The sequence below is a fragment of the Priestia iocasae genome (genome assembly GCF_016909075.1).
Taxonomy (GTDB): Bacteria; Bacillota; Bacilli; order Bacillales; family Bacillaceae_H; genus Priestia; species Priestia iocasae.
The window spans coordinates 331,048-346,633 of the sequence record NZ_JAFBFC010000001.1; the positions used below are offsets into that span (position 1 = coordinate 331,048).

The 15,586-nt window shown below is 36.3% G+C and carries 17 protein-coding genes; 11 read left to right on the forward strand and 6 right to left on the reverse strand.

Going from position 1 to position 15,586, the window contains the following annotated elements; translation table 11 throughout:
- The first annotated feature begins 535 nt into the window (after nt 1–535).
- The 4 genes from JOC83_RS01610 (at nt 536) to JOC83_RS01625 (ending at nt 4,252) form a co-directional block, all read left to right on the forward strand.
- Nucleotides 536–1,675: an acyl-CoA dehydrogenase gene (locus JOC83_RS01610; protein WP_205182839.1), complete on the forward strand. Its 1,140-nt coding sequence runs from the start codon at nt 536–538 to the stop codon at nt 1,673–1,675.
- A gap of 190 nt (nt 1,676–1,865) precedes the next feature.
- Nucleotides 1,866–2,225, forward strand: a complete 360-nt coding sequence (cccA, locus tag JOC83_RS01615; RefSeq protein ID WP_205182840.1) for a cytochrome c550 — start codon at nt 1,866–1,868, stop codon at nt 2,223–2,225.
- A 201-nt stretch (nt 2,226–2,426) separates the two neighbouring features.
- Nucleotides 2,427–3,134 (forward strand): tRNA (adenine(22)-N(1))-methyltransferase, encoded by a 708-nt coding sequence (locus JOC83_RS01620; RefSeq protein WP_205182841.1) that lies wholly within the window; start codon nt 2,427–2,429, stop codon nt 3,132–3,134.
- The gene (locus tag JOC83_RS01625) at nt 3,131–4,252 is read left to right on the forward strand and encodes a Nif3-like dinuclear metal center hexameric protein (RefSeq protein WP_205182850.1); all 1,122 of its coding nucleotides are present in this window, start codon (nt 3,131–3,133) and stop codon (nt 4,250–4,252) included. Before JOC83_RS01620 ends, JOC83_RS01625 begins: the two co-directional genes overlap by 4 nt.
- A 28-nt stretch (nt 4,253–4,280) precedes the next feature.
- On the opposite strand, the gene JOC83_RS01630 is transcribed toward JOC83_RS01625, so the two are convergent.
- Together JOC83_RS01630 and JOC83_RS01635 are read right to left on the reverse strand one after the other, a co-directional pair.
- On the reverse strand, nt 4,281–5,231 hold the full coding sequence (locus tag JOC83_RS01630) for a 4-hydroxy-3-methylbut-2-enyl diphosphate reductase (RefSeq protein WP_205182852.1): 951 nt from the start codon (nt 5,229–5,231) through the stop codon (nt 4,281–4,283).
- A 301-nt stretch (nt 5,232–5,532) separates the two neighbouring features.
- Nucleotides 5,533–6,096, reverse strand: coding sequence for a VrrA/YqfQ family protein (locus tag JOC83_RS01635; RefSeq protein ID WP_239583335.1), 564 nt, complete (start codon nt 6,094–6,096; stop codon nt 5,533–5,535).
- Between the two features lie 284 nt (nt 6,097–6,380).
- On the opposite strand from JOC83_RS01635, the gene JOC83_RS01640 reads away from it, so the two are divergent.
- Together JOC83_RS01640 and JOC83_RS01645 are read left to right on the forward strand one after the other, a co-directional pair.
- Nucleotides 6,381–7,691 (forward strand): DEAD/DEAH box helicase, encoded by a 1,311-nt coding sequence (locus tag JOC83_RS01640; protein WP_205182856.1) that lies wholly within the window; start codon nt 6,381–6,383, stop codon nt 7,689–7,691.
- Between the two features lie 197 nt (nt 7,692–7,888).
- Nucleotides 7,889–8,782 carry a deoxyribonuclease IV gene (locus JOC83_RS01645; protein WP_205182858.1) on the forward strand — a complete coding sequence of 298 codons (894 nt, stop codon included), beginning with the start codon at nt 7,889–7,891 and terminating at the stop codon, nt 8,780–8,782.
- Nucleotides 8,783–8,936: 154 nt separating this feature from the next.
- Here JOC83_RS01645 and JOC83_RS01650 read toward each other — a convergent pair whose 3' ends face one another.
- Nucleotides 8,937–9,188: a DUF2624 domain-containing protein gene (locus JOC83_RS01650; RefSeq protein WP_205182860.1), complete on the reverse strand. Its 252-nt coding sequence runs from the start codon at nt 9,186–9,188 to the stop codon at nt 8,937–8,939.
- Nucleotides 9,189–9,458: 270 nt separating this feature from the next.
- Here JOC83_RS01650 and JOC83_RS01655 point away from each other — a divergent pair, with 270 nt between their 5' ends.
- From JOC83_RS01655 to JOC83_RS01665, 3 genes are read left to right on the forward strand one after another with little or no spacing between them, the layout of a single operon-like run.
- The gene (locus JOC83_RS01655) at nt 9,459–10,235 is read left to right on the forward strand and encodes a metal ABC transporter ATP-binding protein (RefSeq protein ID WP_205182861.1); all 777 of its coding nucleotides are present in this window, start codon (nt 9,459–9,461) and stop codon (nt 10,233–10,235) included.
- On the forward strand, nt 10,232–11,074 hold the full coding sequence (locus tag JOC83_RS01660) for a metal ABC transporter permease (protein WP_205182862.1): 843 nt from the start codon (nt 10,232–10,234) through the stop codon (nt 11,072–11,074). The genes JOC83_RS01655 and JOC83_RS01660 overlap by 4 nt, the downstream gene beginning before the upstream one ends.
- A complete protein-coding gene (locus tag JOC83_RS01665) occupies nt 11,071–11,484 on the forward strand; it encodes a Fur family transcriptional regulator (protein WP_205182863.1) in 414 nt (137 codons plus the stop codon). The genes JOC83_RS01660 and JOC83_RS01665 overlap by 4 nt, the downstream gene beginning before the upstream one ends.
- A gap of 88 nt (nt 11,485–11,572) precedes the next feature.
- On the opposite strand, the gene JOC83_RS01670 is transcribed toward JOC83_RS01665, so the two are convergent.
- Nucleotides 11,573–12,145 carry a hypothetical protein gene (locus JOC83_RS01670; RefSeq protein WP_205182864.1) on the reverse strand — a complete coding sequence of 191 codons (573 nt, stop codon included), beginning with the start codon at nt 12,143–12,145 and terminating at the stop codon, nt 11,573–11,575.
- A gap of 143 nt (nt 12,146–12,288) precedes the next feature.
- Here JOC83_RS01670 and JOC83_RS01675 point away from each other — a divergent pair, with 143 nt between their 5' ends.
- Nucleotides 12,289–12,642 carry a DUF4190 domain-containing protein gene (locus JOC83_RS01675; protein ID WP_205182865.1) on the forward strand — a complete coding sequence of 118 codons (354 nt, stop codon included), beginning with the start codon at nt 12,289–12,291 and terminating at the stop codon, nt 12,640–12,642.
- 36 nt (nt 12,643–12,678) lie between these two features.
- Here the strand turns inward: JOC83_RS01675 and ispG are convergent, their stop codons facing one another.
- Together ispG and JOC83_RS01685 are read right to left on the reverse strand one after the other, a co-directional pair.
- Nucleotides 12,679–13,782, reverse strand: coding sequence for a flavodoxin-dependent (E)-4-hydroxy-3-methylbut-2-enyl-diphosphate synthase (gene ispG / locus JOC83_RS01680; protein ID WP_205182867.1), 1,104 nt, complete (start codon nt 13,780–13,782; stop codon nt 12,679–12,681).
- Nucleotides 13,783–13,926: 144 nt separating this feature from the next.
- Nucleotides 13,927–14,259, reverse strand: coding sequence for a hypothetical protein (locus JOC83_RS01685; RefSeq protein ID WP_205182868.1), 333 nt, complete (start codon nt 14,257–14,259; stop codon nt 13,927–13,929).
- Nucleotides 14,260–14,339: 80 nt separating this feature from the next.
- On the opposite strand from JOC83_RS01685, the gene JOC83_RS01690 reads away from it, so the two are divergent.
- Complete coding sequence (locus JOC83_RS01690; RefSeq protein ID WP_205182870.1) at nt 14,340–15,560, forward strand: MFS transporter; 1,221 nt, start codon at nt 14,340–14,342, stop codon at nt 15,558–15,560.
- Nucleotides 15,561–15,586: the final 26 nt, after the last annotated feature.

Sequence of the window (15,586 nt, forward strand, 5' to 3'; positions counted from 1 at the left end):
TGTTGTATACAAAAGGAGAAGGGAGCGAAAAAGCTCAAAATCCTCGTGCAAACGTCACATTTTTTAACAAAATACATTTGCTATTCATTTTGCTTTTTTTACCATTTGAACTACTTGTCATTTATTTTACTGAATTAAGGTTTGTTTTGCAAATGGTCTTAAGTAGTACTTTGGTCCTAATAAGCTTTTGTAGTGCAATTATTTATCGAAAAAAAATGGTGTTTTTACATATTGGGTTGACAGTAAGCGCTCTTTTACTATTCATACAATCTTATCAGATGATTTCTCATTATTTTGAGGCCTCACTTTTGCTGATAAAAGGATTGATTATTGTTCATTGTTTCATTTGGTTTGTAATCGGCAAAATATTTCGTTTAGCTTATTTTTGGATAGCGAGCATAATTGGAATCGTTATCATTTTACTTTCATTTTTATTATAACACGAAATATTAAAATTGTTTTAAAAGTTGAGAAAATTAATAATAATGCTATATAATATATTTGTAAGCGTATTCAGTTTGTTAGGGGGATGGATATGAATTTTGATTTGACGACCGAACAAAAGATGATTCAACGAACAATTCGAGAATTTGCTGAAGAAGTAGTAGCACCTGGGGCAGAACAACGTGATAAAAACAAAGCTTTTCCGCTTGAAGCATTTCAACAGTTAAGTGAGTTAGGGATAATGGGTCTTCCGTTTCCAGAGCAGTACGGTGGTGGTGGTGCTGATACTGTAAGTTTTGCGATTGTTGTTGAAGAATTAAGTAGAGCTTGCGGTTCAACAGGTATTACATATTCTGCACACGTTTCATTGGGGGGAGCTCCTATTCATTTGTTTGGAACAGAGGAGCAAAAGCAAAAATATTTAACACCTTTATGTACCGGTGAATCATTTGGGGCATTTGGTTTAACGGAGCCTAATGCTGGAAGTGATGCTGGTGGAACACAAACAGAAGCAGTTGAAGATGGCTCTGATTTTATTTTAAATGGCAGCAAGTGCTACATTACAAATGCAAGCTATGCGAAATTCTTAGCACTAACGGCTATTACAGGTCGAGATGGAGATAAAAAAGAAATCTCCGCTATTATCACCCCGACAGACGCACCAGGATTCACTGTAATTGATAATTATGAAAAAATGGGATTACATGCTTCAAACACGACAGAATTAATTCTTGAGGACGTGAGAGTGCCACAAGAGAACTTATTAGGCAAACGTGGTGAAGGCTTTAAGCAATTTCTTGTAACGCTTGATGGGGGACGAATTGGTATTGGAGCGATGGCGGTAGGGATTGCTCAAGCTGCATACGAAAGAGCACTTCAATACGCACAAGAGCGCAAGCAATTCGGTCGATCGTTATCAACATTCCAAGCAATCCAGTTTAAGCTAGCTGATATGGCAATGAAGATTGAACTAGCTAGAAACATGGTACATAAAGCGGCTTGGTTAAAAGATCAAGGTCGTCCTTTCACAAAAGAAGCTTCAATGTGTAAATTGTATGCATCCGAAATGTGTATGCAAGTAACTAGCGAAGCTGTTCAAATTCATGGTGGATATGGTTATATGAGAGAATACCAAGTTGAAAGATATATGCGCGATGCAAAATTATTAGAAATTGGAGAAGGAACATCTGAAGTACAGCGTATGGTTATTGCGCGTTTAGTAGGATGCTAATAAGTTAGTTAGTCAAATAGTAACCGCATACATTGTATGCGGTTACTATTTTATGTCTAATTGGTGAAATTGAAAGATAATGTTAATAAAAGGCTTTCACTAACACTTGTTTTGAAGTAAAATAGAGGGTGTTTATACTATGTGTTCATATTTATTAGTCACGGTCTATACATAAAAGGAGGTATAAAAAATGAACCGAAATCCACTCGTACCATTTTTTCTAATTATGGTTTTTGGTGTTGGACTTATGTTTCTTTTATCGTTCAATGGTCTGGATAACTCAAAGCAAATGGCTGAAGAGGCAGAAGGCGGAAAAGAGACGGAAACAGCCGATGCAACACCAGAAGAGATTTACCAACAAAGCTGTATCGGATGTCACGGTGATCAGTATCAAGGTGGTGTTGGTCCAGCACTTAAAGGTGTTGGTGACAAATTGTCTCAAGAAGAAATTGCTAACATTGTTGTTAACGGTCAAGGTTCAATGCCAGCTGGCTTAGTTCCTGCAGAAAAAGCTGAAGAAATGGCAGCGTGGTTAGCTGAAATTAAATAGTTTAACAGTGTAAAAGACGGACAAGCTCTTCTGTAAATAGAAGGGCTTGTTTTTATTCCTTGTTCAGCAACTTAATAGTGTAGTTTTATCCATCTTTTTTCGAAGAACTGTATGTTTTCTCAAGGTTGTTAGCATACTTTCCTTGAAAGTGATTTTTGGAGCGTTTATCATAAGAAAAGAAAATAAAAAATAGGTGAAGTTATGAATGAATTAAAATTATCAAAACGTCTTGAAGAAGTAGTGAAATCAATTATGCCAAACTCTGTAATTGCTGATATAGGGTCTGATCATGCTTATTTACCTTGTTATGCGTATTTAAATGGATATATCAAAGGAGCCATTGCTGGTGAAATTACAGATGGTCCTTTTCAATCTGCACGTGAACAGGTAAAGAAAACAGAGTTAGAACATGTAATTGAAGTAAGAAAAGGGAACGGTTTGGCAGTTATCTCTCCAAATGAAGTGGATTGTATTACCATTGCAGGAATGGGTGGAAGTCTTATTCGTACCATTTTAGAAGAAGGCAAGGAAAAGTTAGAAGGTGTAAAACGACTTGTGTTACAGCCGAACATTGGAGCTGCAAACATTCGTAAATGGTTAATGGAGCATCAATGGAGCATCATTGATGAGAAGATTTTAGAAGACGATGGACGTATTTACGAAATCATTGTTGCTGAAAAAGGAAATCCACTAGACAATTACAATGACCATATCGAAGCAGGATTATTACTTGGACCGGTCTTAATGAAGCGTAAAAGTGACATCTTTAAAAAGAAGTGGAACCATGAATTAAAGCACGCTGAACAGATTGTGGAGCAGTTAAACAAAGGCGCAACATCTTCAGAAGGACAAGTGAAAAAAGAACGGTTTGAAAAAGAAATTACATTAATCAAGGAGGTATTAAAGTGAGTAAAACTCCTAACGGTTATGAAGTGATTCAACTTTTTGAATCTTTTTCTCCTAAGCACCTAGCAATGGAAGGAGATAAAATTGGATTGCAAATCGGAACGTTAAATAAGCCGATAAAGAAGGTCATGGTAACACTAGACGTGCTTGAATCAGTAGTAGACGAAGCGATTGAGCGCCAAGTTGATCTCATTATCGCCCACCATCCACCAATCTTTCGTCCGATGAAAAATATCGTAACAGACCAACCAGCAGGTCGGATTGTAGAAAAATGCATAAAGCATGATATCGCTGTATATGCTGCGCATACCAATTTAGATATAGCAAAAGGTGGTGTAAATGACCTTTTAGCTGAAGCATTAAAGTTAAAAGAAACAAAAGTGCTCATACAAACTGGAGCTGCTACATTAAAAAAACTTGTTGTATTTGTTCCGAAAACACATGCTGATGAAGTAAGGCAAGCGATTTGTGCTGCAGGAGCGGGGCATATTGGTGAATATAGTGATTGTACATTTAACGTAGAAGGAACAGGAACGTTTTTACCTTTAGAAGGCACAAATCCTTACATCGGAGAACAAGGTAAGGTTGAACAGGTTGAAGAAGTACGTATTGAAACAATTATTCCCGGAGAAATCCAACGAAAAGTTATTCAAGCTATGCAACAAGCACACCCTTACGAAGAAGTAGCATACGATATTTATCCGCTTGAGAACGAAGGTGACTCATACGGTTTAGGTCGTATTGGATATTTAGAGAATGAAATGACTCTTCATGAATTTTCTCAGCACGTAAAAGCTCAACTGGATGTAGAAGGTGTACGGGTTGTGGGAGATTTAAATAGTAAGATAAGAAAGGTAGCTGTATTAGGGGGAGACGGGAATAAATATGTTACAAGTGCGAAATTTCAAGGTGCAGATGTATATGTAACAGGTGATCTATACTTCCATGTCGCTCATGATGCGATGATGATGGGACTGAATGTTGTAGATCCAGGACATCATGTGGAAAAGGTAATGAAGCAAGGTGTTGTCCAAGTCCTAAAAGAGTTATTTGAAAAGAAAAAGTTTGAATGTCATATATTTGTGTCAGAAGTAGACACAAATCCCTTTAAATTTATATAAAAAAGAGGCTAACATTAGCCTCTTTTTGTTATGACATTTTTTTTGCTTTTACTTTTGGTAGTATTTTTGAAAGTGGTACATTTCGTTCTAGCTTCCAAGTTGACTCATCTTCATGTTCAAACTGCTCTAAAAAGGTAATAACCTCTTTTGTGATAGGTGTAGGTGTAGATGCACCTGCTGTTACAGCGACAGTTGTAGCTCCTTTTAGCCACTCTATATCTAGCTCCGATAAATCACTAATGCGATACGCTTTTGTTCCTGCAATTTGTTCAGATACTTGAGCAAGACGATTAGAGTTATTACTTTTTGGATCTCCAACCACAATCGTCACGTCTGCCTCACCTGCTTGTTCAGCCACTGCTTCTTGTCGAACTTGAGTTGCAAGGCAAATTTCTTTGTGAACTTCTGCATGAGGGAAGTGCTCTTTTACTTTTTCCATTACGTCGGCAACGTCCCACTGACTCATGGTTGTCTGATTCGTTACAATAATTTTATCAGAGCGAATGCTTACTTGTTCTACATCTTCTTCTTTCTCAATAAGGTGAACGATATCTGGTGCAACACCAACAGCACCTTCAGGCTCTGGATGCCCTTTTTTACCGATGTAGATGACCTCATATCCTTCGGTTTGTTTTTGACGAATAAGATCATGTGTTTTTGTGACATCAGGGCACGTTGCATCTAAAGTGGTTAATCCTTTTTCTTTTGCGCGCTTTTTAACTTCTGGTGATACACCGTGCGCAGTGAAAATAACTGTTCCGCTGTTAATTTGGTCAAGAATATCAAGACGATTTGCTCCATCAAGCGTAATAATTCCTTCTTCTTCAAAGGCATCTGTTACATGCTTATTATGAACAATCATCCCAAGAATGTAGATGGGTCTAGGTAACGATTTATCTAAAGCAGCGTTTCGAGCAATAACCATTGCATCGACAACACCATAGCAATAACCTCGCGGTGCAATTTTCATTACTTTCATATAATAGCCTCCTCCTCATTTTACTTTGAAGAGCAACAGTAAACTCTTATCCATTATATAAAAGAGAATGTAAGAATACAAAGATTAAATTACGAGATTACTCTTATTTACAGCATCCATTAACATAAATAAATAGAGGCTTAAGTTATAGTAAATGAATTTTTCCCCTTCGTATGTTTGTACTTTGTGGAGCAGGTTCTTATATGTGTGAAGCATAAGCGGGAGACAAGAGCTCTTGCAAGTTCTTGTCTCCCGCTTATGTAAGTAGATTGAGCTGTATACGCATACTCAATCCATTACCTTAAATATAGAGCTTTGGCATAGAAGCACCTTTTGAAGGTTTTGTAGAAAACTCTTCTTCTAAAAATTCATCATTATCTTCACTGGGTAAAGTGGTTTCTGTGTTTAGTGTTGAATCGTCTTCTTCCATTTCGCTCGTTTCTTCGGTTGCCTCAACCGTTTCTGCTTCTAACACTGTTTCTTCTTCAGCTGCTTCGCTTGTTCTTAGTGCTTGATAAACTTTAATAAGAGAAGGAACATTGCGAACGAGTGGTCCGTACTGTTGAACCATTGGCCCAACAGACTCTGCTACTTTTAATGCTTTTTGAATATTACCCATCATCGAACTAAGCGAAGCTGGATTGGTTAAGTTCTGTAAATTACTTAGCAGTGAGGTAGATGTGCCGGGGTTTATCGCTTGTTGCACAGGTGGTATAGCTCTTCCACCACCGAATATTCTTGATAATAACCCCCCTGGTCCTCGACTCATTGATTGAGGGTTCATCATTTGTCTACTTGGGTAAAATGATTGTTGTGGTGGAAATCCCCGTTGCATATTTGGAGGAAATGGTGACTGTCGTCTCATCAAAGGTAAGCACCCCCTTATATTAATAAGATTCATTCATACTATGTTATGCGTGTAAAGGGTGAAAGGAAACTCGACTTTTTACAAGTTTCAATCGTGAATGGTTTACTGTATAATACGTGAGAATGAATAATAGGTAACTTTTTAATTAAAAATGAGATTATAAAATATGAAGCAACATCAATTAATATAAATGAGAAGTAGTCACAGAGATAAAAATCGATTATAATGATATATTGTGCTAAAAAAAATGAACGTGAGCTACAAAGATAAAGGAGAAGGTTATGAAGAAAACAAATTTTGAACGTTTTGAATTTCAACCATTCTTAATAGATGCGATTAAAGATTTAGGATTTTACAAACCAACTGAAATCCAAGAGCGTTTAATCCCAACGTTATTAAAAGGCGAAAGTGCGATTGGACAATCGCAAACAGGAACAGGTAAAACACATGCGTATTTGCTGCCTCTATTAGAAAAAGTGGATGCAAGTAAGCAGGAAGTACAAGTTGTGATTGCAGCTCCGACTAGAGAGTTAGCGTCTCAAATTTACAAAGAAGTATTAAAAATCACTCAATTTTGTGAGGAAGACAAACAAATTACAGCTCGTTGCTATATTGGCGGTACAGATAAACAACGTACAATTGAAAAATTAAAAACGCAGCCTCAAGTTGTAGTAGGTACGCCAGGTCGTATTAAAGATTTAGTACAAGAAAATGCACTATTTGTGCATACGACTTCAGCTCTTGTTGTTGATGAAGCAGACTTAATGCTTGATATGGGATTCATTGAAGATGTGGATATTATGGCATCTAGCATGCCTGAAAAGCTACAAATTCTAGTCTTCTCTGCAACAATTCCAGAAAAGTTAAAGCCGTTTTTGAAGAAGTACATGGCAAATCCGAAATATACACACGTTGCGCCTAAGCAAGCGACAGCTGCAAAAATTGAACATGTACTTGTACCAACTAGACATCGAAATAAATTAACGCTTTTACACAACATGCTTCTTTCTTATAACCCATATTTAGCTATCGTATTTACTAACACGAAAAAAATGGCTGAAGAAGTAGCGACTAGCTTAGCGCAAAAAGGGCTACGTGTCGGCCGTATTCATGGTGACTTATCTCCACGTGAACGTAAAAAAATGATGAAGCAAATCGGTGATTTAGAGTTTCAATATGTTGTTGCGACTGATCTAGCAGCACGTGGAATTGATATTGAAGGTGTCAGTCATGTCATTAACTATGAATTACCTTCAGATTTGGATTTCTACATTCACCGAGTAGGGCGTACAGCTCGTGCAGGGTACTCTGGAGTTGCTGCGACGCTTTATGATACAAGTGATGAAGATGCAATCATAAAGTTAGAAAAAATGGGAATTGAATTTGTAAACAAAGATTTACAAAAGGACGAATGGATTAATCTAGATGATCGTAATCGTCGTAAAAATCGTCAAAAGCAAGTGGATGAAGTAAATGTTCAAGCTCAACGATTCATTCAAAAGCCAAAGAAAGTAAAACCTGGTTACAAGCGTAAAAGACAAGAAGAAATTAATAAATATGTAAAAAGACAAAAGCGTACAAAACGTAAGTAATTGATTTCTTTTCAATTATAACGTGCTCTATGTAGATGATTTCAAAGTCCCTTGCCTTAATAGATAGAAGGCAAGGGACTTTGTTTGCAAATGCTTTGTTATAAAGGATTCTTTGTTTTTGAATCTCGTTATTTGCTTATGATAAGATAAAATATGTTTTTATGTTTTGGTTATTTATTATAGATAGAGGTGTCAATATGTTGAAAATAGGTTCTCATGTCTCGATGAGCGGAAAGAAAATGTTAGTAGGGGCAAGTGAAGAAGCAGCTTCATATGGAGCAAACACATTTATGGTATACACTGGTGCTCCTCAAAATACTCGTCGTAAAAAAATTGAAGACTTAAATATTGAAGCAGGGCTCAAACATATGATGGAGCATGGAATGAGTGACATCGTTGTTCACGCGCCTTATATTATTAACATTGGAAACACAACAAATCCTGCTACATTTGAATTAGGTGTAGAGTTTTTAACAACTGAAATTGCACGTACGGCTGCGATTGGTGCAAAGCAAATTGTGTTACATCCAGGAGCACATGTAGGAGCAGGAGCTGATGTAGGGATTAAGCGAATCATTGAAGGGTTAAATGAAGTGTTAACACCTGAGCAAGAGGTTCAGATTGCATTAGAAACAATGGCAGGTAAAGGTTCTGAGTGCGGCCGTAGCTTTGAAGAACTAGCAATGATTATTGACGGAGTTACACATAATGAGAAACTATCAGTTTGTTTTGATACATGTCACGTTCATGATGCAGGGTATGACCTTGTGAATGATTTTGACGGTGTGTTAAATGAATTTGATAAATTAGTTGGCATTGATCGAATTAAGGTTTTACATGTCAATGATAGCAAAAATGTTTGCGGCGCAAGAAAAGACCGTCATGAAAACATTGGCTTTGGTCACATTGGTTTTGACGCACTTAATTATATTGTGCATCACGATTCTTTAACCGACGTTCCTAAGATTTTGGAAACGCCTTATATAGGGGAAGACAAAAAGAACAAAAAGCCACCATATCAATTAGAAATTGCGATGTTAAAAGCAAAAACATTTGATTCAACATTACAAGAAAAAGTAATGAACGGATAAGGCTGAATCGAGCGGAGTAAAAAGCCTCCTCTGGATTTGGTATAAAAACATCCCTTGTCTCTAAAATCCAGTCAATGAATGGATAATTAGACAAGGGATGTTTTGTTAAAGAATCGTTTTTAGCACGTATAGTAGCTTTTTGCACTGTCTATTCTTACATCAGTTGCTGAAAAAGTTCATTTACTTTTTTAGCGGTTTCGGTATCCGTAACCTGAGCAATTTTCTTAATAAGTTCTCGGCGTTCTTTCACATTATAAAGATCAATTTGCTTTTCTCTCATAATTGATACTAATGCTTTTGCTTGTTGTTCTGTAAGAGCAATGTTATATTGTTTGCTAAATTTCAGTAACTCGTTTACCGTGATGTTATTAACCTTATGATTGACTACTTTCTGGATGATATTCATAATGCGCCTCCTTAAGATGTAGGTATCAATTGAAAAATCACGTATAAACATTATATGAAGCTGAAGTTGTTTACGTGCTAAAAAACAGTTGGTTTACAATCTAGCTTGATTGTTGTATACTACAGTATTGATTAAATCGTAACTATTCTGATGAATGTAAAGTGAAATGTATAAAGATAAAATGTAGGGGATGGGCAACGAGCTTCTTAGAAATCGTGGCCCATTCTCATTGTTGAGATGAAAATTTAATTAAAAAGAATGGTGAGGTAAATGAGTGAAAATGTCATTGAAATTGAAAACGTATCTTTTCGTTATGATCGACAAGTTGTGTTAGAAGACATTAACCTTTCAATCCCAAAAGGTTCTTTTCTCGGTCTAGTAGGACCGAATGGATCTGGTAAGTCAACCTTAATTAAGTGTATTTTAGGTTTACACAAACCATATAAAGGAACAGTGCGATTATTTGGAGAAGATATTCAAAAATTTCGAGACAAAAGTCAAATTGGGTATGTGTCGCAAAAAGCAAACAGTTTCAACACAGGGTTTCCTGCTACTGTTTTTGAAGTCGTATCGACAGGGTTAACCTCAAAAATCGGTCTTTTTCGCTTTATGAATAGCGAACATAAAAAGAAAGTGTTAAAAGCAATTGAAGCAGTTGGGATGAGTGAATTTGCAAATCGAAACATTGGTGAATTATCTGGTGGTCAGCAGCAGCGAATATTTATCGCAAGAGCACTTGTAAGTGAGCCAGAACTTCTGATTTTAGATGAGCCAACTGTTGGAGTGGATAGTCAAAATGTACACAATTTTTATTCGCTACTTGAGTCGTTAAATAAAGAACATGGTATTACATTATTGTTAGTAACTCATGATGTTGGCACAATTACTGAAAAAGTAACACATGTTGCTTGTTTAAATAAACATCTTCATTTTCATGGAAAAGCAAAAGAGTTCGAACATTTATGTGAGCATGAGCTTTCTACGTTTTATGGTCACCATGTTCATGTACTGACACATGATCATAATCATGGAGGACAGTTAGTATGATTAGCAGTTTATTACAGTTTGAATTTTTACGAAATGCATTTTTAACAGGTATCTTAATTGGGTTTTTAGCACCTTTATTAGGCGTATTTATTGTTGTTCGCAGACTTTCGTTAATTGCGGATGCATTAAGTCATGTAACACTTGCTGGTATTTCAGCAAGCTTATTGCTAAGCCAAAAAATCCCTGCTTTACAAACTCTAAATCCCCTATATTTAGGAATGGCTTTTTCTGTTGGGGGTTCTTTATTTATTGAGAAGTTACGAGGGGTTTATAAACATTATCAGGAACTTGCTATTCCGATTATTTTATCAGGAGGAATAGGATTAGGAGTTATTTTTATCTCGTTAGCTGATGGCTTTAATAATGATTTATTCAACTATTTGTTTGGAAGTGTGAGTGCCGTAAGTCGGTCAGATTTATATACAATTATGGGAATTTCAGTATTGATTCTTGGGTTGATCGTGGCGTTTTATAAAGAATTATTTATCTTATCCTTTGATGAGGAACACGCTTCGGCTTCAGGTGTTAAAGCAAAATGGATTCACTTTTTATTTGTGATAATGGTGGCGTTAGTGATTGCTGCTTCAATGCGGGTCGTAGGGATCTTATTGGTTTCTTCCTTAATGACACTACCCGTGGCAGCTAGTATTCGTTTGGCAACAGGGTTTAAACAAACAATCTTTTTATCCATCTTATTTGGGGAAATTTCAGTACTTGGAGGCTTGTTCCTTTCTTATTACTTAGATTTGGCTCCAGGTGGTACAATTGTCATGATTGCTGTTCTGATTTTAATTATATCAATCCTCTTAAATAAAGGATGGGGGGCAAAAAGAAAATGAACTTATCAGAAGCCATTCATTTGTTAAAAAACGAAGGGTACAAGCATACAGGAAAACGAGAAGAAATGTTAGCCTTATTTTCAAAAACAAATAAATATTTAACGGCAAAAGATGTATTAGAGCATATGAAGCGTGATTACCCTGGTCTTAGTTTTGATACGATTTATCGTAATTTGTCACTTTTTGTTGAGCTTGGTATTCTTGAGATGACTGAGTTATCGAGTGAAAAGCATTTTCGTTTTAAGTGTGCAATGTCTGAGCATCATCATCATTTTATTTGCTTAGATTGCGGTAAAACAAAAGAAATTATTACTTGTCCGATGGAAAGCTTAAGTGAGGATTTAAAAGGGTTTGACGTTACTGGTCATAAATTTGAAATCTATGGTAAATGTAATGAGTGTAATAAATGAGGGTGTATCAAAAAGGGAAAGCTGTCCCTTTTGATACACTCTTTTTATATAACAAAACGTAATCTGTTTTTAAGTTTTACAAGCAGCTTTACTTTTGTTCCATGAGCCACTTGTCAACCCATTCTTTTGCTTCCGTCCAGTTATAGACTCGTATTACATTTTTAGGAATAGGAGCGCGGTTATAAGGAGTGTCGAATAGGATAACCGGAATATCGCATTCTTCACTAATATCACATGCATTATCATGCTTATCTTCAAAGAAAAGATCAACTTGGAGGCGTTTTGCAGTTTCTACCTTATAATGCGACCCAATAAGTTCAATGTGATGAAAGGATAAGTCCTGGTTTGTAAACCATTGCTTCGTAATATCTAATAATTTATCATGACGAGCACTAATAAAAATAAGTTCATGCTGTTTGTACCAATTGCTAAGTACAGCTTTTGCATCTTGTGCAAGCGGAGCATTCGAATAAATGTGCGATTCATTTTCTGTAAACCATTGCCCAAGCTCTTTTTCGGTAACACCTACAAACGGTGTAAGATCATATTCAGTGATATCATCCAATGTTAAGTTTAACTGAAAAGATTTATTTAAGTATGGGATAAACGTAGTTGGACATGTTACTGTCCCATCAATATCAATTCCGAAACGTTTGTTCAAATGTAAGCACTCCTTCTGATTATCTCGTCTTTAGTTTATCATATCTTTTTCACTTTCATGGAGTAAGAAAACATTAACAACTATATTTCCCTGTAATTGATTCATACTATAAATGCTCCTTACAATGAAAGCGAGGGATAGGAATGGAGAATGAACGCCATAACAGAGAGTATGAAGAGAAATACGAGTCTGATTTTATGGAAGAAACAGCTGCAGAGGTAGCTGTACCTGTACATCCACGTCATGAACGTGTTGAGCGTGAACATGCACACGACGAACGTGAAGTTGTAGGAAGCGACGAAGGAAAAGGCTACGGCCGTCTAGCGTTAATCTTATCAATTCTTTCCTTATTCTTTTTGCCAATTATTTTAGGAGCGGCTGGAATTGTATTAGGATTTATCGCACGTCGAAAAGGAGCAAAAACACTTGGATCATGGTCAATTGGTATAGGGATTGTTTCAATCTTAATTGGAACATTTATCTTACCGTTCTTTTAAAGAATAAAAAAATCTTGGCAGTATGCCAAGATTTTTTTATGATTGTTGTTCAGCTGCTTGTTTTGCGAAGTATTCTTCAGCAATTTTATCAATTTCTTTTTTAAGCTCTTCAACCATCACTTCTTCAGGTACTTTACGAACAATTTCTCCTTTACGGAAAAGGAGACCTTCACCACGAGCACCAGCAATTCCGATATCTGCTTCACGAGCTTCACCAGGTCCGTTTACTGCACATCCTAATACGGCTACTTTAATTGGTGCTTTAATTTTGGAGATGTATTCTTCCACTTCATTGGCAATGCTAATTAAATCGATTTCGATACGGCCGCAAGTAGGGCAAGAAATTAATGTTGCGGCATTTGCAGCTAATCCAAATGATTTTAAGAGCTCACGTGCTACTTTTACCTCTTCTACAGGGTCAGCACTCAATGAAACACGAACGGTATTTCCGATACCTTTCGATAAAATAACCCCTAATCCAGCAGCACTCTTAACAGTTCCAGCAAACAATGTTCCAGACTCTGTAATTCCTAAATGTAAAGGATAATCAAATGCTTTTGCTGCTTTTTCATACGCCTCAATTGCTAAGTTTACATCTGAAGCTTTCATTGACACAATGATGTCATAGAAATCTAGGTCTTCTAAAATTTTAATATGATGAAGAGCACTTTCTACCATTCCATCAGCTGTAGGGTATCCGTATTTTTCTAAAATTCGCTTTTCTAATGAACCTGCATTTACGCCGATACGGATTGGAATACCTTTTTCTTTTGCTGCGTTTACAACAGCTTCTACTTTCTCACGACGTCCAATGTTACCTGGGTTAATTCGGATCTTATCAGCGCCACCCTCAATGGCTTTTAATGCAAGTCGATAATCAAAATGAATATCAACTACAAGAGGAATGTTAATGCGCTTTTTAATTTCAGCAATTGCATTTGCTGCTCGCTCATCAGGGCAAGCTACACGTACGACTTGACAACCGGCTTCTTCTAAACGATTAATTTCTGCAACCGTTGCTTCAATGTCGTGTGTTTTTGTTGTTGTCATACTTTGAATAACGACTTCATTGTTTCCGCCAATGGTTAAGTTACCAACCTTAACGGGACGTGTTTTTGTACGATGTATAATTTCACTCACGTGTTAATCTCTCCTTCAAAACGAAATCAAAAAATTGAATTCATTAATAGAATAACGTGTTATTGAGAAAATAACTAGTATTAAATCTTTACTGCTTTTTATTTTATCAATGATTGCATTTAACGTACAACTATTAAGGCTCTATTACTTGTAAGTAGGGAATTTGTATTCTTTTCCTACCTGAATTTCTTCAGGTTCAATTTCATTTAAGTGCTTGAAATCTTTAATTAGCTGATCAATAGGTACGGGAATGGGGCCTTTTATTAGTTGTTCCATAATTGAAAGAACAGTATCCCCCGCACGCACTTTTACAATATTATACGATTTTGAGTTTTCGTCAACAGCTTCTTTTGTCATGTTCATGACTTCTTGCGCTGGTTGTTCCGTATAACTAGAGGGAATCGTCCCGTTTTTAATATCGTAATGACAAATATATCCAATTAAGACTACCGCAGCTAAGACTGATAATCGTTTCATTCTCTTCCTCCTACATATGCACATTTACTACACCATATGCTTGTCCTACATAAACTATGAGTAAGAATAGAGGAGATGTCATGAAAGAAAAAACAATTGTGATAACGTTAGGGCTATTACCATTTCTTATGGTATTAGGTAATTCAATGTTAATTCCAATCTTGCCAACAATTCAATCGGCTTTGGTATTGAGTAACTTTCAAACAGGTCTTGTCCTAAGTGCTTTTTCAATTCCCGCTGCCATATTAATCCCGCTAATTGGAATAATTTCAGATCGATATGGGAGAAAACGAATCATCATCATTTCATTAGTTACGATGATACTAGGAAGCATATGTGCAGCCTTTAGTGGGTTTATTTCTTCCAATCAAACAGCGTTTCATGTGTTAATTACAGGGAGGGTTATTCAAGGAGTCGGTGCAGCTGGTACCACTACATTAGCAATGGCTTTAACTGGAGATTTGTTTCAAAATGAACAAAGGTCAAAGGTGTTAGGGATTTTAGAAGTATATAATGGAGTTGGAAAAGTAATTTCCCCTATCATTGGCGCTACGGCAGCTATCCTTAATTGGTATAGCGCGTTCTTTGTTTACCCAGTAGTAGCGGTCATTGCGCTAATAGGTCTTCTATTATATGTAAGAGAATCAATAGAAGGAAAAGATACTCTTTCTGTTCCTACGTATATTAAAAAAGTAACAGGTGTATGGAAAAGAGAACAAGATTGGCTATTACCGCTATTTTTTGTTGGAGGGCTAGGGTTATTTTTGCTATTTGGGACCCTGTATTATCTATCATTTCTGATTGAAGAAACCTACCATATCGATGGTTTTTTTAAAGGGACCGCTTTTCTATTTCCTTTAGGAGCAATGACCATTACGTCTTACTGGACAGGTAAAAAAATTAAGAATAATCATTTGCATATGAATAAGCTTATGATATTGGGTTTTTCACTACTTTTAGTTATGTTCTTATTATTAATTTTTTTTCATACATTAGCTTTTATTATGCTTTTTCTAACAATTGCATTTGCTGGATTAGGATTTATACTTCCTTGTGCCAATATGTTAATCACTTCTAGTGTGAAAGACGAAGAGCGGGGGTTTATGGTTTCTCTTTACGGAACGGTTCGCTTTTTGGGCGTAGCATTAGGACCCATTGTGTTTGCAAAGTGGATGAAAGATGAAGAGCGAATGTTTACAAATAGTTTTTTTCTTTTATTATTTGCGGGAGTTTGGGTTGGTTATAAAATGAATTTGTTTAAGGTGATTCGTGCCTTTAGATCTAGTGAGACAAAAAGATGAAATAGTTCTTTTTAACTAAAATTCAC